A 21,270-nucleotide genomic window follows, 5' to 3' on the forward strand; every position below is an offset into this window, starting at 1 on the left:
TATATTTAAAATGGTTTGTAGTTCATTTTGATATTACAAAGGTAATTCAGACAAATTCATGTTGCTGTTAACTGGTTTCAAACGTTTGTTAATGACTTGTTAACCGCCTGTTTTTAGGCTAAAATTGATTAATATTACACTCTCAAAATCCATTATTCTTGAAAATTAATAAACTCAACAGCATCATTCTCTTAGGATTGGTAGCCATCATTAGTATTTTGGTGGCACAATTGTTATGGACAAAAGAGGCTTTTACAATTGAACAAAAAAAACTTAGCCAGAAAGCACATATTGCTTTATTGGAAGTGGCTAAAAAATTATATGAAGGAACTAATCACGAACTTCCAGTTCAAAATCCCGTTCAGAAAATTGCAAACGACTACTATATTGTAAATGTCGATAATGAATTTGAACCTGATATTTTAGAATTTTATCTGAAAACGGAATTCAAAAAAATGAATATCACAACCGATTTCGAATACGCGATGTACAATTGTCAAAGCGACGAAATGATTTATGGTGATTATATTTCACTTTATAAGAAAAAAGCTGAATGCAAAAAAACCGTTTATTTCCCTAAACATAAAAATCTAGTTTATTATTTCGCGGTTCGTTTTCCAAATGAAACTACTTATTTGTTTAGTTCAATGCGTTTTTGGTTTATACTTTCAACCGCATTGATTCTGATTTTATTGATTTACGTTTATTCGATTTTTACGCTTTTACAGCATAAAAAATATTCAGAATTGCAGCGTGATTTCATTAATAATATGACGCATGAATTTAAAACTCCTCTGGCTTCAATTCTCATCGCTTCGAAATATTTGATTGAACAAAAACCAATTAAAGAAGATAAAAAACTTTATACTTATACTGATATTATTATCAATCAGGGAAATAAATTAAACGGCCACATCGAGAAGATTTTAAACATTGCAAAAGCTGATTATGCTCCTTTAGAACTAAAAAAAGAAAGTATTTTAATTGTGCCAATAATTGAAGAAGCAATTGAAAACATCAAATTAAAATATCCCGAAGCTTCGATTAAAATAGAGACTTATTCAAAAGAATATTTGCTGGAAACCGATATTTTTCACTTTGGTAATTTAGTTTATAACTTACTGGATAATGCAGTAAAATATTGTAATGAAAAACCAGAAATAACTATTAAATTCACAGAAGAAAACAATTGTTTAAAACTAGAATTTATTGATAACGGAATTGGGATTACTCCTAAAAAAATATCTTTTATCTTTGATAAGTTTTATAGAGTTCAAAATGAAAAGAGCAATGAAGTTAACGGATTTGGACTTGGTTTGTATTATGTAAAAGAAATCTGCAGTTTGCAAAACTGGAAAATAAAAGCCGAAAATAATAAAGAAAAAGGTGTTACTATAACTTTATCAATTCCTAACAAAAAATGAAAAACTTCAAAATACTATATGCCGAAGACGACGAAACTCTTGCGTTTTTAACCAAAGATAATTTGGAGCAAAATAATTATGAAGTGATTCATTGTTCTGACGGAAAATCGGCCCTTAATTTTTTTGAGGAAGAAGAATTTGATATTTGCATTTTTGATATTATGATGCCAAAAATGGATGGTTTTCAATTGGCAGAAGCAGTTCGAAAAATTGATATCGAAGTTCCAATTATTTTTCTTTCAGCTAAAACTTTAAAGGAAGACCGAATTAAAGGTTTGCGTTTAGGTGCAGATGATTATTTGGTAAAACCTTTCAGTATCGAAGAATTATTGCTGAAAGTGGAGATTTTCCTAAAACGTTCACAGAAAAATATTCCACCTGCAAAAACGATTTATGAAGTTGGAAAATATCAATTTGACACTAAAAATTTTATTCTTTTTAATAATGATGAAAAAGTCGGATTGACACAGCGCGAAGCCGAATTATTGAAACTTTTTCTAGATCACAAAAATTCTGTTTTGAAAAGAGAACAAATCTTAACCTCTTTGTGGGGAACTGATGACTATTTTATGGGAAGAAGTTTGGATGTTTTCATTTCGCGTCTTCGTAAAATTCTTGCCAATGAAGAAGGAATTTCAATTGAAAACCTCCACGGAATTGGGTTTAGGTTTTCTATTGGCTAAATCACAATTCTGTTAAAAATAAAGAAAAATCTGTAAGCAGTTTTTCAAAAAACTTTGTATTTTTAATATCTAATTTTCTTGGATATGAAATTACATCATTTGCGAAATGCCACTTTGGTAATTGAAACAGAGAAGCATGTCATTTTAGTTGACCCAATGTTAGGTAAAAGAAAAACGATTCCGCCTTTTACTATTTTCAGATACAAACCGAAACGAAATCCTTTGGTAGCATTGCCAAAAAACAGTCGTGACATTTTAAGTCGAGTTACGCATTGTTTGATTACGCATTTACATCCAGATCATATTGATAAAGCTGGCGAAGTTTTTTTAAGACGAAAAAGCATTCCAGTAATCTGTAGTTCTAAAGATGAAAAAGCTTTGGTTCAAAGAGGATTAAGTGTAATTCAGACTCTGGAATATTGGGAGCCACAATTATTTTTAGATGGAAAAATAACTGGAATTCCTGCTATTCACGGTTATGGTTTCATTGCTAAATTAATGGGAAATGTAATGGGATTTCATATTGAATTAGCCAACGAAAAATCTATTTACATAAGTTCTGACACTATTTTTACAGAACATGTAGAAAAGGTTTTAACGCAATTTAAACCTGATATTTCTATCGTAGCCTGCGGAACCGCAAGATTAGATATTGGACAGCCATTATTAATGCGAATGGATGACATTTTAAAATTTGTGACACTTGCTCCAGGAAAAGTTCTTGCGAATCATTTAGAAGCCTTAAACCATTGTCCAACCACACGATTGCAATTAAGAACAGCACTTTCAGATCATGGGCTTTTGAGTAAAACTGCGATTCCGAATGATGGAGAATGTTTGGAATATTAAATTATAAAACTAATAATCCAAACTCACGTAAAGTGTTTACAGGTTTAGAATACCAAAACAATTCGAAATCTTCTAGTGAAGTTTCAAAATCATTTTTGACTTCTTGAAAAGTATAATTTTTAGAACCCGAAACAGCTATTTTCGATAAAATGGAAACTAGCCACTCGCCTTCTTCTTTACTGGTTTGAATATCGAAACTTTCTTTTTTATCGTGAAAAGTTAGCGACATCATTTCCCAGCTTCTTCCTTTTTTTGATTTTGTAAAGATTTCTGACGAAGGTTTTCCGCCAAGCCAAACCACTTTTGCATTTGGTTTTGTATTGAAATCGTTTTGTTCTTCTAAAGCATTAAAAATAAAATCGGGGTGTATTTTAGTTCTCGGAATTTTAAAGTCGAACCAATCTTGCAATTCGTAATCAAAACAGATTCCGTGCATAAAATTGAAGAGCGATTTCTTTAATCCGAAACTAAATTTATCGTGATTGATTCCTGTTGCATCGGTATATTCAATATCATTATTGGCGAAAGTTCCAATTGCTTCTGTTTTCTTGGTCACGCCAAATTGTTCCGGATATAATCCAACTGGACTATGAGCCGTTAAAGCGAATTGATGCCAAAAACCAGATTGCAAAACTCCAGCTTCAAACAACTGACGAACCATTTCTAAACTATCTACCGTTTCTTGAATTGTTTGGGTTGGATATCCGTACATTAAATACGCATGAACCATAATTCCAGCTTCGGTAAAATTTCGAGTTACTTTTGCAACTTGTTCTACAGTAACACCTTTGTCAATTAATTTCAATAATCGATCTGAAGCTACTTCTAATCCGCCAGAAACGGCAATGCAACCAGAAGCTTTTAGTAGCAAACATAAATCTTTTGAAAAACTTTTTTCAAAACGAATATTAGTCCACCAAGTTAAAGCAAGTTTCCTTTTCAAAATTTCAAGCGCTAAAGCACGCATTAAAGTGGGCGGCGCAGCTTCATCAACAAAATGGAATCCGTTTTGACCCGTTTTTTCGATTAATTCTTCAATTCTGTCGCAAAGCAAACTTGCTGCGACTGGCTCATATACTTTTATATAATCTAAAGAAATATCACAAAATGTGCATTTTCCCCAATAACAGCCGTGCGCCATTGTGAGTTTATTCCAGCGCCCATCGCTCCACATTCTATGCATCGGATTGACAATTTCGATAACCGAAATATATTTATCCAAAGGCAAATCTGAATAATCTGGCGTTCCAACTTGAGATTGTTTATAATCCTGTTTTAAAGAATTGTTTTTGTAAACGACTTCTCCATTTTCCAATAAGAATGTTCTTTTGAAAGAGCCAGAATCTGGATTTTCCAAATGAAAAATTAATTCTTCGATTGGAACTTCTCCGTCATCTAATGTGATGAAATCGAAAAACTCAAAAACACGTTTATCAGAAAGCGAACGTAATTCGGTATTTGGAAAACCTCCTCCCATCGAAACTTTAATCTTAGGATGATTTTCTTTTACCCATTGCGCACATCTAAATGCGCTATATAAATTCCCTGGAAAAGGAACAGAAATTAGAAATAAAGTTGGTTTTACGGCTTCTATTTTAGCTTTTAAAAGCGAAATTAAAATCGAATCGATATATGTTGGCTCTTGCTGTAAGGCTTCGTACAATTCATCAAAAGAATTGGCACTTCTTCCTAGACGTTCTGCATATCGGCTAAAACCAAAATTTTCATCAACACATTCTACAATAAAATCTGAGATATCTTCCAGATATAAAGTAGCCAAATGTTTTGCTTTGTCTTGAGTTCCCATTGTTCCAAAAGCCCAATCCAATTCTTCTAATTGTGCAAAACGAGAAGCTTCTGGCAGAAAATCTTCCTGACAAATCTGTAAAGCCAAAGTTGGATTTTTTCCTTGCAAAAATTGAATTACAGAATCGATCGTTTTGATGTATTCATCTTGAAGAGCAAAAATTCGTTTTGAGTTATCGGAAATTTCATTTCCAGCAACTTCAAACTTGAAACTTGAAACTTGAAACAAATCATTTAATCCTTTTTTCGAAAACAATTCTAAAATCACATCAATGCCCAAATCAGCCTGAACCGATTCGATATTTTTGGTATTTAGAAAACCTTTTATATACGCCGTTGCCGGATACGGTGTATTCAGTTGCGTAAATGGAGGTGTAATTACAAAAAGTTTCGTTTTCAAAAGGGAATTATTTTTTTTGCAAAAATACGCTTATTTGGAGACTTTTGGAGAAAAGATTTTACGCGAAGTGTAGATCTAAAATTATGTTTTTTTTTGTAGATAATTAATTACATTTGTCGCGATTCAATTTTTTCAAATGAAACATAAATTACTTTTTCTTCTTTTCTTAATAACTACTCAATTATTTTCACAAAGCAAAAATCAATCTATTGGTTTTAAAGAGAATAAAGGTCAAATTATTGATCAAAACGGAAAGCAAAATAATGCTGTAAAATATCTATTGAACTCAAATGGATTAAATATTCAGTTGAAAAAAAATGGATTTTCTTATGATATTTATGAAGTAAAAAAGATTCCAATTGTTCGTTCTGCAACAGCAAAAACCCTTCCTTATCAAATTCCTGAAAAAGAGGAAAAAGAACAGTTTAATCTAGAATATATTTTTCATAGAGTAGATATAGATTTTGTAAATTCTAATTCTAAAGTTGAATTAATTACGGAACAAAAATCATCTGATTTTGACAATTATTACAATGTTCCTAACAAACCTGAAGGCGTTCTGGAAGTTCATCAATATAGACAGATTACCTACAAAAACATTTATCCTAATATTGATGTTGTTTTTACAATTCCTGAAGACCCTCAAAAAACGGTTGAATATAATTTTGTCATTCATCCAAAAGGAAAAATCTCTGATATTCAATTAAAATTTAGCGGTGCTGAAACAAATTTGGTTGATAATAAAATCCAAATGAATGTTCGTTTTGGAAAAATGGAGGAAACGCTTCCTGCAAGTTGGATTGAAGAAAAGGGAAATAGAAAAGGAATTGTTGTAGGATATCAAAAATTAAAAAAGAATGTTTATGGATTTCGTTCAGCCAATTTTTTAGCTGGAAAAAAAGTTGTTATTGATCCTGTGCCGACTAGGCTTTGGGGGACTTTCTATGGAGATGAAACTGGAAATGATGCTGCAAATTGGTATCCTTCTGACTTAACGACTGATTCCTTAGGAAATGCTTATGTTTCAGGAACTACAACATCTCAAAGTCCTTCTTATGCTACTTCTGGAGCACATCAAACAAGCACAAACCATCCGTATGTCAATTCAATTACAAATGGTATTCTTTTTAAGTTTGATAAAAATGGCAATAGACTATGGGGAACCTACTATGCTGGTACACAATATGTTTATATTTATGGTGTAAAAACTGATTCACAAAATAATGTTTTAATTACAGGCTATACAGGATCAGAGACAAATATTAGTACTTTAGGATCTTTTCAACCTAATTTAAACGGATACTCAGATGCTTTCTTAGTAAAATTTAACAGTAGCGGAGTTAGACAATGGAGCACCTATTTTGGAGGTGAAGACAGCGATTACGCGACTGACTTAGATCTTGATAATAATGATAATATTTACATTGTTGGCAAAACTTCTAGCAAAACACACATTGCAATAAATAGTAATTTTCAAAACCAACTTAGCAATTCGACAAATCCATACACAATACCTACTGATGGATTTATTACAAAATTTAATCAAAATGGCAATTTAATTTGGAGCACATATGTTGGAGGTAACGGAACTGATTCTTTTAGTACTGTTGCTATAAAAGATTCCTATTTGGTAGTTGCTGGTAGTAGCGATAGTACAAATAATATGACAACACCTGGAGTTTTTCAAGAGAATTTAAATCCAACATATCCTGGAGATGGCTATGTCTGTAAATTCTCATTAGATGGTGCAAGAATTTGGGGCAGTTATTATGGTGGTAGCTCCCCGATGGAAAATATTGAATCTGTCGAAATTGATAATGAAGGAAATATTTATATTGGCGGATATACTTATAGTAGTGATAACATTGCAACATCTGGAACATTTGAAGAGTCAAATGATAATCTTTATAAAGGTTTATTAGCAAAGTTAAATATTCAAGGACAAAGAATATGGGGCACTTACGTGGGAGATATTAACATTTCTTCTATAGTCTTTCAAAATAATTCACTTTATATTGGAGGTGGAAATATGGATTTTAGAACTGATTACAAATTAACCAGTCCATGTTCTTACAAACCAAATCGGATTAGGACTCACTATGGGTATACTGGAAAATTTTCTTCTGAAGGTAATTTTATTTGGGGAACATATATTGGTAATGATAATACTTTGAATATAGATTTAGATTCTGATGGCGCAATATTTGTGTCTGGATTATCAAGTTTCAATGACGATATTGCCGACGAAAGTTCTTATCAAAGCAATATCTTGGGAAGTAAAAATTTTTTCTTAATGAAATTTTCAGAAAATCTGTCCTTCACAATTCCTGAAATTACATCAAATTCTCCAATATGCACTGGAAAAACACTGGACCTAAAAGCATCAGGAGGAACTAATTACATATGGACTGGTCCAAATGGATTTACATCTACAGACCAAAATCCCACAATAGCAAATGCATTGACAGCAAATAGTGGCGAATATAGCTGTTTAATTACGGGCACTGGCGGTTGCGATGATACTAAAAAAATCAATGTTACTATTGGAGATAATGTAGCTCCAATTCCGAATTTAGCAACTCTTCCAACTATCACAGGAGACTGTAATACTGCTATAACTACAATTCCTACTGCTACAGATGCCTGTGCTGGTTTAATTAACGGAACAACAACAAATCCGCTTTCTTATAATTTGCCAGGAACCTATTCAATTGTATGGAATTATAATGATGGAAATGGAAATTCGTCAACACAGAATCAAACGGTTATAATCACAAGTCAACCATTACCAACGACAGATCCTTTACAAACTTTCTGTGTACAGCAAAATGCAACTTTAAATGACATTCAAATTACAGGGCAAAATATCAAATGGTACAGCAACTTAACGGGAGGAACACTTGTTCCAACCACAACTGTACTTCAAGATAACGCAACTTATTACGCATCTCAAACCATAAACGGGTGCGAAAGCGAAAGAGTTCCAGTTAAAATTGATATTCAAGTTACCTCTGCTCCAACTGCAACTGCAAATCAGCAGTTTTGTACGGGACAAAATGCGACAATTGCCAATATTGAGATTACGGGAACTTCTATAAAATGGTATGATGCATCAACAAATGGTTCTTTGTTAACAGAAACTACTACCCTTGAAGACGGTAAAACATATTACGTTTCTCAAACCATAAATAATTGTGAAGGTCCAAGATTTGGCGTTACTATCTCAATTGTAAATACTCCTTCTGTTCCATCTGGAAATTCAGAACAATCATTTTGTAAAAAGGAAAACAAAACTTTAAATGACATTCAAATAACGGGACAAAATATAAAATGGTTTGACACTAATTTTTCTGCCGCTGCTTTACCAAATACAACTGTGCTAGAAGACAACAGAATTTATTATGCTTCTCAAACTATTGGCTGTGAAAGTGACAGAGTGCCAATTCTTGTTCACATCTATGACACTTCATTACCTACTGGAAATAACAATCAGCAATTTTGCATTGATCAACTTGCGACTCTTGAAAACCTAAATATTACGGGAACAGCTTTAAAATGGTATGATTCCGCAACTAATGGAAATCTTTTATCAGAAACTAATTTATTAGAAAGCAGAGCCTATTATGTTACACAAACTTTGAACAACTGCGAAAGCGAAAGATTTGCTATAACAGTAAAAATACAAGATACTCAAATTCCAATTGCCGATTCTCCTCAGCAATTTTGTATTCAGAAAAATGCAAAAATTAGTGATATTGAAATTAATGGGCAAAACTTAAAATGGTATGAAAGTGCTTCGGCTTCTATCAGTTTATCAGAATCGACTCCTCTTGAAAATGGAATTATTTACTATGTTTCTCAAACAATTAGTAGTTGCGAAAGCGATCGAATTCCTGTTACAATAAGCATTCTTGAAGCAACAATTGGAGATTGTATTAATTTTGTTGATGAACTTCCATTTCCAAAATTCATTACTCCAAACGGTGATGGTTTTAATGATACCTGGACAATAGATTCTGCTTATTTAGCGCCTAATTCTTCGATCCGAATATTTGACCGTTATGGCAAATTCATCAAAGAACTACCACTAAATACATCTTGGAACGGAACTTATCTTGGTAATCAGCAGCCAGCATCAGATTATTGGTTTACAGTTACGAGATTAAACGGAACAGAATATAGAGGTCATTTCTCTTTGAAAAGATAATAACTAAAATTAAAAAAGGTTCGCATATAAAACGCGAACCTTTTTTATTAGAACTTTATAATATAATGCATTATCAATTCCACCAAGACAAATATTACTTTTATCATAATAATTGATTTACAAATTTTCTTTCTTTTTCCAGCTTCTATATTTTAAATAAGAGTAAGCTATTGGCGTAATTGCAATACTAAAAACAATTGTCAAAAATACTTTATAGAAAATAGAGCTGTCAAAAATTAAACTTCCTAAAATAATAATCAAGCCAGCAATAAACCAAAGTTTTCCAGCAAATAGATGTGTTGTTTTCCAAACTTCCTGACTTTCTAAAGTCCATGGTGTTCTAATTCCAATAAAATAATTGGGTTGTATTACTTTAAAATAGTTTCCTAAAACCATAAATAAGGCTCCTAGAATTATAAAAACAAAACTAAGACTAGACGTAGATTGACTTTTTGTACTGTATACAATAAACAAAGCCAAAATCGACATAAAAAGAACCATGACAAATTTGAGCTGATACAATTTCCCTCCCATTAATGACATTCTTTTCTTTGGATCAATCTTAGCAACTAAAGACAGAATCACATAAGTCAGAACGGGAAGCATTAAAAGCATTACAATTAATGTAAATTTATTTCCCCATCCATCAATTTCTCCTTTAGAGTTCCAATGAATAGGAACGATTTCTGGAAGACTATTCCAAATTGTTGCCAAATAGACAAAAGGTATTAAAACAATTCCAATTAGAGGAAGCTCTTTTTTAAATTCTTGATTCATTTTTTATTGTTTAAAAGTTAGTATCCATTGCAAAACATCTTCCATTATGGTGGTATTGATGGAGTAAATGATGAATTGCCCATTTTTTTCAGATGTAATTAAATCTGCCCGTTTTAAAATATCTAAATGATGTGAGATGCTCGGTTTAGAAATATTAAAAGCATCTGCAATCTCTCCTGCAGATAAATCCTTCTGCTTTAAAAGATCCAAAATCTCTCTTCTAGTGGCATCATTTAATGCTTTAAAAATATCGTTCATTACATTTATATATTTAGACAAATATCTAAATACTTATTTAAATAAACAAAAAAAAAGCAGTAATTTTTTACATTACTGCTTTTGAAATATTTTTAAATCTATATCTTAAAACTTATGTTCATCTTTGCTAATTACCAAAAATGAAACTAAAGATATAATTGCTGCGGTTACTAAATAGAAACCTACATAACTCACATCATACGTTTTAGCCAACCAAATTGCAATCATTGGCGCAAAAGCTGCACCCAAAATTCCCGCCATATTAAAAGTCAACGAAGCTCCTGAATAGCGAACATTTGTTGGAAATAACTCCGATAAAAAAGTTCCCAAAGGTCCGTAAGTAAACCCCATTAATGACATTCCGATACAAGCAAAAATGGTAACCAAAACTATATTTCCAGAACCTAAAAAGTAAGAAAAGAAAAATCCAAAAACGGCAATAGCCGCAGTTGCAGCGATAAGCATTTTACGACGACCAATTTTATCTGCCACAACAGCAGAAACTGGAATAAAAAGCGCAAAAAACAATACCGAGAATAATTGAATCAATAATCCGTCTCTTTTTACAATTCCTAAGTCTGAAGTAGCCCAGCTTAATGTAAATACGGTCATTAAATAGAAAACTAAAAATGTTGTTATTGCAGCAAATGTTCCAAAAATCAATTGGTTTTTGTATGATTTCACTAATTCTAAAAAAGGAACTTTTACTTCTTCTTCTTGTTTTTTAGCATTTTCAAACGAAGGTGTTTCTGTAATTTTAGTTCTGATATAAAACCCAACGATTACTAACAATGCACTGGCAATAAACGGAATTCTCCAACCATAATTCATAAAATCTTCATTACTCATCGAATCCGTTAATAACAAGAAAGTTCCACCAGAAAGTAATAATCCAATTGGAGCGCCTAATTGCGGAAACATTCCATACCAAGCTCGTTTATTTGGTGGCGCATTTTCGATTGCCAATAAAACAGCTCCTCCCCATTCTCCACCTAAACCAACGCCTTGTCCGAATCGGCATAACATTAGCAATAATGGCGCAGCAACACCAATACTTTCATAACTTGGTAAAAATCCAATTGTTACTGTAGAAATTCCCATGGTTAATAAGGCCGCAACAAGCGTAAATTTACGTCCGATTTTATCACCATAATGTCCAAAAAATGCAGAACCTAAAGGGCGTGATAAAAAGGCAATAGAGAAAGTTGCTAAAGATTCTAATGTTGCCATTGTCGAATCTGAACTTGGGAAAAATAATTGTGGAAAAACCAATACAGCCGCATTGGCATAAATATAAAAATCAAAAAATTCGATTGTGGTACCAATAAGGCTTCCAAAAAGAACGTGTTTTAGAGAGTTCCTTTTATTCTCGTTAGTTTTCATGTAAAATAGATATAACTTTTTTTTTGATTACAAAAATATAGTTTCATTATTAATAATTCATATTTCAAAGAATTAGTTTTAAAACATCATTCATTTTTTAACAAATTTGATGTTTTTTCTAATTTATAAACACGAGTTTTACTTCAATTTAAAAACTTGATTTTAGGCGCTTTAAAATAAAAATCAAAAATCAATTCTTAAGCAATTGTTAATAGCGTTTTTAACTGTATATTTTCATTAAATTTACAGCTGTCAAAAATAAATTTAAAATTATGCCTACCGACTGTATCAGCTTTCAATCTTCTGGATATTTCTCTAAACTAATGCAAGATTATTTAGATCAAAAACCAGAGTTAAAACCGCTGTACAATAATTTTCCAACCTTAGAAAATTTCGAAAAACAAATTGCTGAAAAATCAGCTAATTTTGATCATAACAACCGAACCGCATTGGTTGACACTTTACAAAAGCAATATCAAAATATTGAAATTTCAGATTTAACCAAACAAAATATTTCGCTTTTAGCACTCGAAAATACTTTTACAATTACGACTGGACATCAGTTAAATCTTTTTAGCGGACCGTTGTATTTTTTATATAAAATTATTTCTACGATTAATTTAACTAAAGAATTAAAATCGAAATACCCTTCGTACAATTTTGTTCCAGTTTATTGGATGGCGACCGAAGATCACGATTTTGAAGAAATTAATTATTTTAATTTTAAAGGAAAAAAAATCCGCTGGAATGCTGAAAGTACTGGTCCAGTAGGAAGACTTTCAACTGAAGGTTTAGAAGATTTATTTGAAGTTTATTCGAAAGAATTAGGTTCAAGCACAAACGCAAATACACTAAAAAAACTTTTTGAAGACGCTTATTTAAAACACGAAAATCTAGCCGATGCAACTCGTTTTTTAGCCAATGCTCTTTTTGCAAATTACGGTTTGGTTATTCTAGACGCTGATAATGCTGATTTGAAACGTGCTTTTATTCCTTTCATAAAAGAAGAATTGGAAAATCAGACTTCATTTAAAGCTGTTCAAAAATCAATTGAAGATCTTGCTGAATATACTGTTCAAGTAAATCCGCGCGAAATCAATTTATTTTATATCGAAGACAAACTTCGTGAAAGAATTATTTTAGAAAATGATAAATATCTAGTTAATAATACCAAAATTTCATTTTCTAAAGAAGAAATTCTAAAAGTATTAGAAAGCAATCCTGAAAAATTCAGCCCAAATGTAATCATGCGTCCGCTGTATCAGGAAATTATTTTGCCAAATCTTTGCTATATTGGCGGAGGCGGAGAAATTGCTTATTGGTTAGAATTAAAAGCTTTTTTTGAAGCTGTAAATATTACCTTCCCGATATTATTAGTTCGAAATTCAGTTCTTTTAGCAACCGAAAAACAAGCTAAAAAAGCTGATAATTTAAATTTATCATGGAAAGATTTATTCAATAAATCAGAGAATTTAATTAATGAAATCACGCATAAACTTTCTCCATTTCCAATTGATTTAGCAAAGCAAAAAGAAACACTCGAGAAACAATTTGCATATCTTTTTGAATTGACTGAAAAAACAGACAAATCTTTCTCAGGCGCTGTAAAAGCGCAAGAAGTAAAGCAGAAGAAAGGTCTTGAAAATTTGGAAAAACGTTTATTAAAAGCTCAGAAAAGAAAACTTCAAGATCAGTTACAACGTGTTACAGATTTGCAATGCGAATTGTTTCCAAATTACAGTCTTCAAGAACGTCAAGCTAATTTTTCTGAATTTTATTTAGAAAAAGGAGAACAATTGGTTCCGCTTTTAATTCAGAAATTAAAACCTTTAGAACATAATTTTGACATCATAATAATCTAAAATAATTATCTTTAGAAATTAAAAGTGCTAATCTAGGAACAAATAACCAGCTCATTTCCTAGATTATTGCTCTCTCAAACCAAATAGAATTATATTTTATAACCTATTAACTAACCAAATGGTAAGAGAACGACTAATTTCACTTGATGTCTTTCGCGGACTGACTATTTTATTGATGACTATTGTAAACAATCCCGGTGACTGGGGAAATGTTTATCCTCCGCTTTTGCATGCACACTGGAACGGCTGCACGCCAACCGATCTAGTATTTCCATTTTTTATTTTTATAATGGGAGTAGCCGTGCCGCTTGCAATGCCAGAGAAAACGTATGACGAAACAACTTTCAACAAAATCCTGATTCGTTCTTTAAGAATGTTCTGTTTGGGGATTTTCTTTAATTTCTTCGGAAAAATTCAACTTTTTGGGTTAGATGGAATTCCTCTTCTAATGGGAAGATTGATCATTACTTTTGCGGTCGGTTATGCTTTGATGGGAAATTTCAGCACACGTCTAAAAAACATTTTCGCATTTAGTATTCTAGCCATTTATCTCATTCTAGCTTATGGCGGATTTGATAATTATCAAGACGTTCGCCTTCCTGGAGTTTTACAGCGCATTGCAGTAGTATATTTTGTTGTTTCGCTTTTATATCTAAAAACATCCAGAAAAACTCAAATTATTACAGGAGCCATTTTACTTTTAGGATATTGGGCCGTTATGACTTTAATTCCGGTTCCTGGTTTTGGAGAAGCTAATTTAGAAAGAGGCACCAATTTAGCAGCTTGGGTTGACAGCATCTTCTTAAAAGGACACATGTATCACGAAACCAATACTTGGGATCCAGAAGGGATTTTAAGCACTTTGCCATCAATTGTAAATGGAATTATCGGTTTATTTATCGGGCAAATTTTACTGCTTGATATAAGTAAAATTCAAAAAGCATTTACAATGGGCAGAATTGGAACTGCGCTAATATTTTTCGGATTAATCTGGGATTTAATTTTTCCAATAAACAAATCAATTTGGACAAGCAGTTATGTTTTATATACCACCGGTTTGGCAACTATTTGTTTAACAGCTTTATATTACATCATTGATATTAAGGAATATAAAAAAGGCTTTAAACTATTTATTATTTGGGGAGTAAACCCAATGATTGTTTTCTTTGCGTCACAAATTATCCCTCAAGCTTTGGTATTAATTCGTTTTCAGCATCCATCACTTGCTGGCGAACAAATTAACCTTTTAGATTATCTATACCGTTTTGGAATTGCACCATTTTTTAGCAATCCTATGACAGCTTCTTTGGCAGGCGCATTAACATATGTTGCAATCTGGACATTTATCTTATGGATATTCTATAGAAGCAAATTGATTTTTAAAGTATAAAAAACACTATATTATATAAAGACGCACCACAATGCGTCTTTATTATTTTTATCAAAATTGGCTAAATAGGTTTAAGAAAATGTTTTTCTTGACCAAAACATCATTCTATGGTGTTTAAATTATGAATTTATTAAAATCAATTCATAAAAAAAGTATACTTTTGCACAAAATTTAATAAAATATAAAATGGCAACAAATAGAACTTTTACAATGATTAAACCAGATGCTGTTGCAAACGGACACATCGGGAATATCTTAGCAATGATTACTAATGGTGGTTTCAAAATCGTTTCATTAAAATTAACTCAATTAACTGTTGCAGATGCAAAAGCATTTTACGCAGTTCACGCAGAAAGACCTTTCTACGGAGAATTAGTTGAATTCATGTCTCGTGGACCAATTGTTGCTGCTATTTTAGAGAAAGATAACGCAGTAGAAGATTTCAGAACTTTAATTGGAGCTACAAATCCAGCTGAAGCTGCTGAAGGAACTATTCGTAAAGCATATGCTACTTCTATCGGAGAAAATGCAGTTCACGGATCTGACAGCGATGAAAACGCTGCTATCGAAAGCGCATTCCATTTTGCAGGAAGAGAGCAATTTTAATTTTTGAATCTAAAAATTAAAAAAAACAAAAAACCCCGCTTCAATTGAAGCGGGGTTTTTCTTTTAAGTATAAATTGACTAAAGATTATCAGATGTCTTTTTTACCATTTTCTCGATTCTTCCATCTAAATCTTTTAGAAGCTCGTCTAATGCACTTTCACACATTGGCAATACTTTATCAAAAGATAAAACAGGAATTCCTCCTACAATTGTTCCGGTTTTCTTAGAGTTTGCTCCTTCATTGAAAGCAAATACTTTTTTACCATTTTTATCATACAAAGCAATTCTTGCATAAGCTCTCATCTTGATAGTTCCTGTACCACCAACAGCAAATCCTTTTACAACAGCAAAATGAATTTCAGTAAATAAAACACCGTCAGCACTATCTTTAAACATAGTCGCAGTTGCTACTTCATTTGCAGAACCATTTATTCCTTCATAAATATATTTGTATCCAGGGAAATTGATAATATATTTTCCAGCTTCTCTTTCTTTGTCAAAATGAGGAACGTAATCAATATATTCTTGTTTTTGAGTTACATCAGTTTCTGGAATTAAATCAAAAGGGAATTTTTTTGAATAATCATTGAAAAATGCCGTATGATATTTCTCTAAAATTGGCAATAAATTAAAGTTCGGATTATTTCCTAAATCTGTTACTGCAGCAACAGCACTTAAACCAAGCTCTGAAAGATCAATTGTTTTGTCAGTGTAAAAAGAAACAACAGCAACTTTTTTCTTTTGCGAATAACCAGTTAAAGCAAATAATACGGTTAAAATAAGTAAAATTTTTTTCATTGTTTTGTTAATTTGTTTGGGTTATTAAAAGGATGTTACTTACAAAAAATAACGCTCAAATGTATCGTAAAAAAAAACACTTCACAAGAGAAGTGTTAATTATTTTAAAATTTATCTTATTAAAAAAAACCTAATAAACTCAGCGTAAAACAACATCTTTTACGACCTCACGCCCTAATTCTTCATTTATCATTTTTACTATTTTATACTTTCCATGAGTTAATTCTTCACGTAGAACAGACGAACCTAATTCCACATAAAGTGTACTTCCTTTCAGAACAACATTTCGGGTATAAGTATTCACACCACTTCCCATAAGATTTTTCCAAGCGTCACGAACATCAATCTCATCCATTCCTGGCTGTAATTTATTTACTTGAATAATCTGCTGTAATACAGCACTAATAGTACTTTCGTTATTTAGTCTTTTCGCCATCGTTTAATAAATTTACAGGTCCAGCTTTTTTATAATGATATTCTATTTTTTGCGGGTTCTTAACCACTAATTTATCATCTGAAAGTGAAATAATTTCTTCACTCCATTTTGCATACTTTGTTTTATAATCCAAGAAAACCTGCTCTCCAGCAAAACGAACCGAAACATTTTCAAAAGTATCTGTTGTTAGAAAAGTGCCATCAAACTGTGGCATAACTTTCGTTCGAACACCTTTATTATTCTTGATTTGAAAAAAATCAAAAGTCTCATTCATCTTATAATCTTTCTCCTCACCTTTATCAAAAACCACCTTTTCAATTTCCCAGTAGCCATTTAATTTAGCAATATCTGCAGGTTTCAATCCTTGTTTGCAACTCACAAACAAAAGAGACAAAACCAAAATCATAAAAGTATTTTTCATAAATAAAAATATTAAAATTTATTCTTTTCTTAGAATCAAGTCGAAGAATTAGGAGCTTATTCCTGCTGTCCGCTGTATCTTTTGTGCCGAACCCCGGCACAAAAGGATGCCGCTTCCATCAGGGCTAGGGCTCCCGTTTTCAAAAGAAATTTTTCTCGGACTACAAAGATAACCTTATAATCATCAAAAGAAATAAAAAATCAAAAAACACATTAAACTATTTTGCATATTTTTGGTCAAACCCCAAACTAAAACCAAAAAACAATGAACCGATTTTTTTGCATAATTCTTATTTCTTTATTATTTACTGCTTGTAGTAAAGATTCAGCAGAACCCGATCCAGTCCCAACTCCAGAAGAAACAATGTATTTTCCTCCATTAACAGGAACAACTTGGGAAACAAAATCTATTTCTGACCTAAAATGGAACCAAAGCGCCGTGCAGCCACTTTTAGATTATTTAGAACTCAAAAATTCAAAATCGTTTATCATTTTAGTAAACGGCCGAATTGTTTTAGAAAACTATTTCGACAAACACACCGTAACAACAAACTGGTATTGGGCTAGTGCAGGAAAAACATTAACTTCAACAATGACAGGAATTGCTCAGCAAGAAGGATTTTTAAACATTAACAATAAAGTTTCTGATTACCTTGGAACTGGCTGGACAAGTGAAACCCTTATTCAAGAAAACCAAATTACCTGCAAACACTTACTAACTATGACTTCTGGACTTGACGACACTTCAGATGAAGTCGATCCTCAAGATCTAATATATAAAGCCGACGCTGGAAAAAGATGGGCTTATCATAATGTTTATGTAAAACTTCAAGATGTTGTAGAAAAAGCAAGCGGGCAAACTTGGGAGAATTATTTCAACACCAAATTAAGAGACAAAATTGGAATGGACGGCAATTGGGTTCAACTTGGTGTAAATAGCGTTTACACAAGCACAACAAGAAGCATGGCGCGCTTTGGACTGCTAATGCTTAATAAAGGAAAATGGGATAATACAACAATTCTAGACGAAGCTTTCTTTAACGAAGCAACTGCAACTTCTCAAAACATCAATTTAGGGTATGGATATTTATGGTGGTTAAACGGAAAAGCTTCTTATCATTTACCACAATCGCAATTAACTTTTCAAGGAAGCGTTATTCCAACTGGACCAAGTGATATGTTTATGGCTTTAGGAAAAAATGATCAAAAAATATATGTTGTCCCGAGCAAGAAAATGGTTATTGTAAGAATGGGAGATGCTGCCGATAATGAAAATCTTGCTTTATCTGATTTTGACAAAACATTATGGGAGAAAATTAATGCCTTATACCAATAAAACTTGGCAATTTAAATCAATTGCCATCCTTTATTTTTCAAAAAGCTTTTGCAATCCTTGCAGAAGCTTTTTTCTTGATTAAAAGGATTACGCCCCTCGGCATCACGCATTAAGCAAGTTTGTATTTTGCAATGTGGCAGACCTTCTGTATGCCCTAATTCATGTAAAACTAATTTATAAAATTGCTCATTTTTATTTTTACGAGACAATCTAAAATCAGAAACAACGCAAGCTTTTCCAGGATTATAACCTAAGCCCATTATACCCCAATCTTTTATTCCGTTTTTTGTTGTACTTATATCAAAATGAGACAATCCAACAATTACAGAATCTTTACCAATATTATTTTTTAGATTTTTAATAATACTGTCAGCACGATATCTATTTCTAGGACTGTAAAAAGATTTTTCAGGAAAGTCAATATTTTCCATCAAAACAACTTTCGGGTTAATAGCTTTAATTTCAGCAAAAACCTTTTGAGATTGTTTTTGCTGAAAATTACCTAAAGGTTGTATAACAATTACTTTTTGAGCTTTTATTGTATTTTCATTATTCCTATTTACACATGAAAACAAGCCAAATAGTAAAATCAAAACACCATATTTCATAAAAGCAATTCAATAAAGTTATTATATTTTTTGAAGATTATCTGTTAGTTTTTATTCTTTTAAGAACCCCTAAAAAGAACAAAATGATTCCGACTACCAGCAACACATAATAAACTGAAAGATTATTATCTTTCAATAAGTTTGCAAAAACAAAACATACTACACTGGCGAAATAGAATGTAATAGCCGATATATTTTTCATTATAAATTATTTAAAAAAACTGTCAACGAATTCATATTTATTGAAAACTTGTAAATCTTCAATTCCTTCGCCAACGCCAATATATTTAACAGGAATTTGAAATTGATCTGAAATTCCAATCACAACTCCACCTTTTGCCGTTCCGTCTAATTTAGTAACAGCTAACGAAGTAACCTCAGTAGCAGCTGTAAATTGTTTCGCTTGTTCAAAAGCGTTTTGACCTGTAGAACCATCTAAAACTAAAAGCACATCGTGAGGAGCGTCAGCAACAACTTTCTGCATTACACGTTTTACTTTTGTCAATTCGTTCATTAAGTTGATTTTATTATGAAGACGACCAGCTGTATCAATAATTACAACATCAGCATTTTGAGCAACTGCAGATTGCAAAGTATCAAAAGCTACAGAAGCAGGATCGCTTCCCATTTGCTGCCTTACAATAGGCACATTTACACGATCTGCCCAAACTTGCAATTGATCGATCGCAGCAGCACGAAATGTATCTGCAGCACCTAAAACCACATTATGACCCGCTTTTTTAAATTGATAAGCTAATTTCCCAATCGTTGTTGTTTTCCCTACTCCATTTACTCCAACAACCATTAAAACATAAGGTTTTTTATCTTTAGGAATTTCAAATTCTGTTGCTTCACCTGTATTAGTTTCAGATAACAAAGCGCCAATTTCATCACGAAGAATCTGATTTAATTCATCTGTTCCTAAATATTTATCTTCAGAAACACGTTTTTCGATTCTTGAAATGATTTTCAAAGTTGTATTTACACCAACATCCGAAGCCACAAGAACTTCTTCTAAATCATCTAAAACATCATCATCAACTTTAGATTTTCCAGCAACAGCCTTGCTTAACTTCGAGAAAAAAGTAGTTTTCGTTTTTTCAAGACCTTTGTCTAAAGTCTCTTTTTTTTCGGTAGAGAATAATTTTTTAAAAAAACTCATTTTTTGTAGATTATTTAGATTTACTAGATTTCTTGATTTTCGGACAAGAAATCCAAATCTTTAAAGAAAGTGCAATTGTTGTTCAAAAAAAGACAAATTGTTACGATTCTTTAAATTTTTAGACAAATATAGGTAATAAAAAAGCTACTTCCGAATGAAAGTAGCTTTTCTATATAATGTAATTGTAATTATTTCTTTTTCAAGAATTCATCAACTTCTTCAGGAGCCATAATAGATTCTACGAATGTATATGCACCAGTTTTAGGAGATTTTACCATTTTGATGGCTTTTGACAATCTCTTAGAAGCTGTTTGTAACGATGCTACGGTTTTCTTTGCCATGATTCAAATGTTATTGAATTTTTCATAAAACTCGAATGGCCAAACCATTTGAGATTTATAAAAATCTCTAATTATTACTTAATTTCTTTATGAACAGTTACTCTTTTTAAGATTGGATTAAATTTTTTAATCTCTAATCTATCTGGAGTATTTTTTTTGTTCTTAGTTGTAATATATCTAGAAGTTCCTGGAACACCAGAAGTCTTGTGCTCAGTACATTCTAAAATTACTTGGATTCTATTACCTTTCTTTGCCATCTTGCTATATATTTATTTAGGAAAAGATTATTTGATAAATCCTTCTGACTGCGCTTTTTTCAAAACTGCAGTGATTCCATTTTTATTAATTGTTTTTATCGTAGATGCTGCTACTCTAAGAGTAATCCATCTATCTTCTTCTGGAAGATAAAAACGCTTTTTAACTAAGTTTACAGAAAACTTTCTCTTAGTTTTGTTCATAGCGTGAGAAACGTTATTTCCTACCATCGCTCTTTTACCTGTAAGGTCACAAACTCTTGACATTAT

20 protein-coding genes are annotated in these 21,270 nt (G+C 31.9%); 8 read left to right on the forward strand and 12 right to left on the reverse strand.

Annotated elements, in window-relative coordinates:
* The first annotated feature begins 158 nt into the window (after nt 1-158).
* The 3 genes from OD917_RS02390 to OD917_RS02400 all read left to right on the forward strand — a co-directional run bounded on the left by OD917_RS02390 (nt 159) and on the right by OD917_RS02400 (nt 2,956).
* The gene (locus OD917_RS02390; protein WP_263521941.1) at nt 159-1,424 is read left to right on the forward strand and encodes a sensor histidine kinase; all 1,266 of its coding nucleotides are present in this window, start codon (nt 159-161) and stop codon (nt 1,422-1,424) included.
* Nucleotides 1,421-2,107 (forward strand): response regulator transcription factor, encoded by a 687-nt coding sequence (locus OD917_RS02395; protein WP_263521942.1) that lies wholly within the window; start codon nt 1,421-1,423, stop codon nt 2,105-2,107. The genes OD917_RS02390 and OD917_RS02395 overlap by 4 nt, the downstream gene beginning before the upstream one ends.
* A gap of 84 nt (nt 2,108-2,191) precedes the next feature.
* Nucleotides 2,192-2,956 carry an MBL fold metallo-hydrolase gene (locus tag OD917_RS02400; protein WP_263521943.1) on the forward strand — a complete coding sequence of 255 codons (765 nt, stop codon included), beginning with the start codon at nt 2,192-2,194 and terminating at the stop codon, nt 2,954-2,956.
* 1 nt (nt 2,957) lies between these two features.
* On the opposite strand, the gene OD917_RS02405 is transcribed toward OD917_RS02400, so the two are convergent.
* Nucleotides 2,958-5,162 carry a B12-binding domain-containing radical SAM protein gene (locus OD917_RS02405; protein ID WP_263521944.1) on the reverse strand — a complete coding sequence of 735 codons (2,205 nt, stop codon included), beginning with the start codon at nt 5,160-5,162 and terminating at the stop codon, nt 2,958-2,960.
* A gap of 136 nt (nt 5,163-5,298) precedes the next feature.
* Between OD917_RS02405 and OD917_RS02410 the strand changes: the two genes are divergently transcribed.
* Nucleotides 5,299-9,369, forward strand: coding sequence for a T9SS type B sorting domain-containing protein (locus OD917_RS02410; RefSeq protein WP_263521945.1), 4,071 nt, complete (start codon nt 5,299-5,301; stop codon nt 9,367-9,369).
* 117 nt (nt 9,370-9,486) lie between these two features.
* Here OD917_RS02410 and OD917_RS02415 read toward each other — a convergent pair whose 3' ends face one another.
* The 3 genes from OD917_RS02415 to OD917_RS02425 form a co-directional block, all read right to left on the reverse strand.
* The gene (locus OD917_RS02415; protein WP_263521946.1) at nt 9,487-10,146 is read right to left on the reverse strand and encodes an SdpI family protein; all 660 of its coding nucleotides are present in this window, start codon (nt 10,144-10,146) and stop codon (nt 9,487-9,489) included.
* A 3-nt stretch (nt 10,147-10,149) separates the two neighbouring features.
* Entirely contained in the window at nt 10,150-10,404 is a 255-nt protein-coding gene (locus OD917_RS02420; RefSeq protein WP_111289072.1) for an autorepressor SdpR family transcription factor, read from the reverse strand.
* A gap of 105 nt (nt 10,405-10,509) precedes the next feature.
* On the reverse strand, nt 10,510-11,787 hold the full coding sequence (locus OD917_RS02425; protein WP_263521947.1) for an MFS transporter: 1,278 nt from the start codon (nt 11,785-11,787) through the stop codon (nt 10,510-10,512).
* A gap of 272 nt (nt 11,788-12,059) precedes the next feature.
* Here OD917_RS02425 and bshC point away from each other — a divergent pair, with 272 nt between their 5' ends.
* From bshC to OD917_RS02440, 3 genes are all read left to right on the forward strand, one after another.
* Nucleotides 12,060-13,649, forward strand: a complete 1,590-nt coding sequence (gene bshC, locus OD917_RS02430; protein ID WP_263521948.1) for a bacillithiol biosynthesis cysteine-adding enzyme BshC — start codon at nt 12,060-12,062, stop codon at nt 13,647-13,649.
* 118 nt (nt 13,650-13,767) lie between these two features.
* On the forward strand, nt 13,768-15,039 hold the full coding sequence (locus OD917_RS02435) for an acyltransferase family protein (protein ID WP_263521949.1): 1,272 nt from the start codon (nt 13,768-13,770) through the stop codon (nt 15,037-15,039).
* Nucleotides 15,040-15,225: 186 nt separating this feature from the next.
* The gene (locus OD917_RS02440) at nt 15,226-15,645 is read left to right on the forward strand and encodes a nucleoside-diphosphate kinase (protein ID WP_012026941.1); all 420 of its coding nucleotides are present in this window, start codon (nt 15,226-15,228) and stop codon (nt 15,643-15,645) included.
* A gap of 78 nt (nt 15,646-15,723) precedes the next feature.
* Here OD917_RS02440 and OD917_RS02445 read toward each other — a convergent pair whose 3' ends face one another.
* From OD917_RS02445 to OD917_RS02455, 3 genes are all read right to left on the reverse strand, one after another.
* Nucleotides 15,724-16,443: a hypothetical protein gene (locus OD917_RS02445; protein ID WP_263521950.1), complete on the reverse strand. Its 720-nt coding sequence runs from the start codon at nt 16,441-16,443 to the stop codon at nt 15,724-15,726.
* A 139-nt stretch (nt 16,444-16,582) separates the two neighbouring features.
* A complete protein-coding gene (locus OD917_RS02450) occupies nt 16,583-16,879 on the reverse strand; it encodes a DUF721 domain-containing protein (RefSeq protein ID WP_263521951.1) in 297 nt (98 codons plus the stop codon).
* The gene (locus tag OD917_RS02455) at nt 16,860-17,300 is read right to left on the reverse strand and encodes a lipocalin family protein (protein WP_263521952.1); all 441 of its coding nucleotides are present in this window, start codon (nt 17,298-17,300) and stop codon (nt 16,860-16,862) included. The genes OD917_RS02450 and OD917_RS02455 overlap by 20 nt, the downstream gene beginning before the upstream one ends.
* A gap of 264 nt (nt 17,301-17,564) precedes the next feature.
* Here OD917_RS02455 and OD917_RS02460 point away from each other — a divergent pair, with 264 nt between their 5' ends.
* Nucleotides 17,565-18,635, forward strand: a complete 1,071-nt coding sequence (locus tag OD917_RS02460; protein ID WP_263521953.1) for a serine hydrolase domain-containing protein — start codon at nt 17,565-17,567, stop codon at nt 18,633-18,635.
* A gap of 11 nt (nt 18,636-18,646) precedes the next feature.
* Here the strand turns inward: OD917_RS02460 and OD917_RS02465 are convergent, their stop codons facing one another.
* The 5 genes from OD917_RS02465 to rpmB all read right to left on the reverse strand — a co-directional run bounded on the left by OD917_RS02465 (nt 18,647) and on the right by rpmB (nt 21,267).
* Complete coding sequence (locus tag OD917_RS02465; protein ID WP_263521954.1) at nt 18,647-19,243, reverse strand: Zn-dependent protease; 597 nt, start codon at nt 19,241-19,243, stop codon at nt 18,647-18,649.
* A 208-nt stretch (nt 19,244-19,451) separates the two neighbouring features.
* Nucleotides 19,452-20,405, reverse strand: a complete 954-nt coding sequence (gene ftsY, locus OD917_RS02470; protein ID WP_111289092.1) for a signal recognition particle-docking protein FtsY — start codon at nt 20,403-20,405, stop codon at nt 19,452-19,454.
* A 188-nt stretch (nt 20,406-20,593) separates the two neighbouring features.
* Nucleotides 20,594-20,746: a DUF4295 domain-containing protein gene (locus OD917_RS02475; protein WP_070261881.1), complete on the reverse strand. Its 153-nt coding sequence runs from the start codon at nt 20,744-20,746 to the stop codon at nt 20,594-20,596.
* Between the two features lie 74 nt (nt 20,747-20,820).
* Nucleotides 20,821-21,003 (reverse strand): 50S ribosomal protein L33, encoded by a 183-nt coding sequence (gene rpmG / locus OD917_RS02480; RefSeq protein WP_008253902.1) that lies wholly within the window; start codon nt 21,001-21,003, stop codon nt 20,821-20,823.
* A gap of 27 nt (nt 21,004-21,030) precedes the next feature.
* The gene (rpmB, locus tag OD917_RS02485; protein ID WP_008468080.1) at nt 21,031-21,267 is read right to left on the reverse strand and encodes a 50S ribosomal protein L28; all 237 of its coding nucleotides are present in this window, start codon (nt 21,265-21,267) and stop codon (nt 21,031-21,033) included.
* Nucleotides 21,268-21,270 lie beyond the last annotated feature (3 nt).

The organism is Flavobacterium sp. SH_e, assembly GCF_025717045.1.
In the GTDB taxonomy this organism is placed as follows: Bacteria; Bacteroidota; Bacteroidia; order Flavobacteriales; family Flavobacteriaceae; genus Flavobacterium.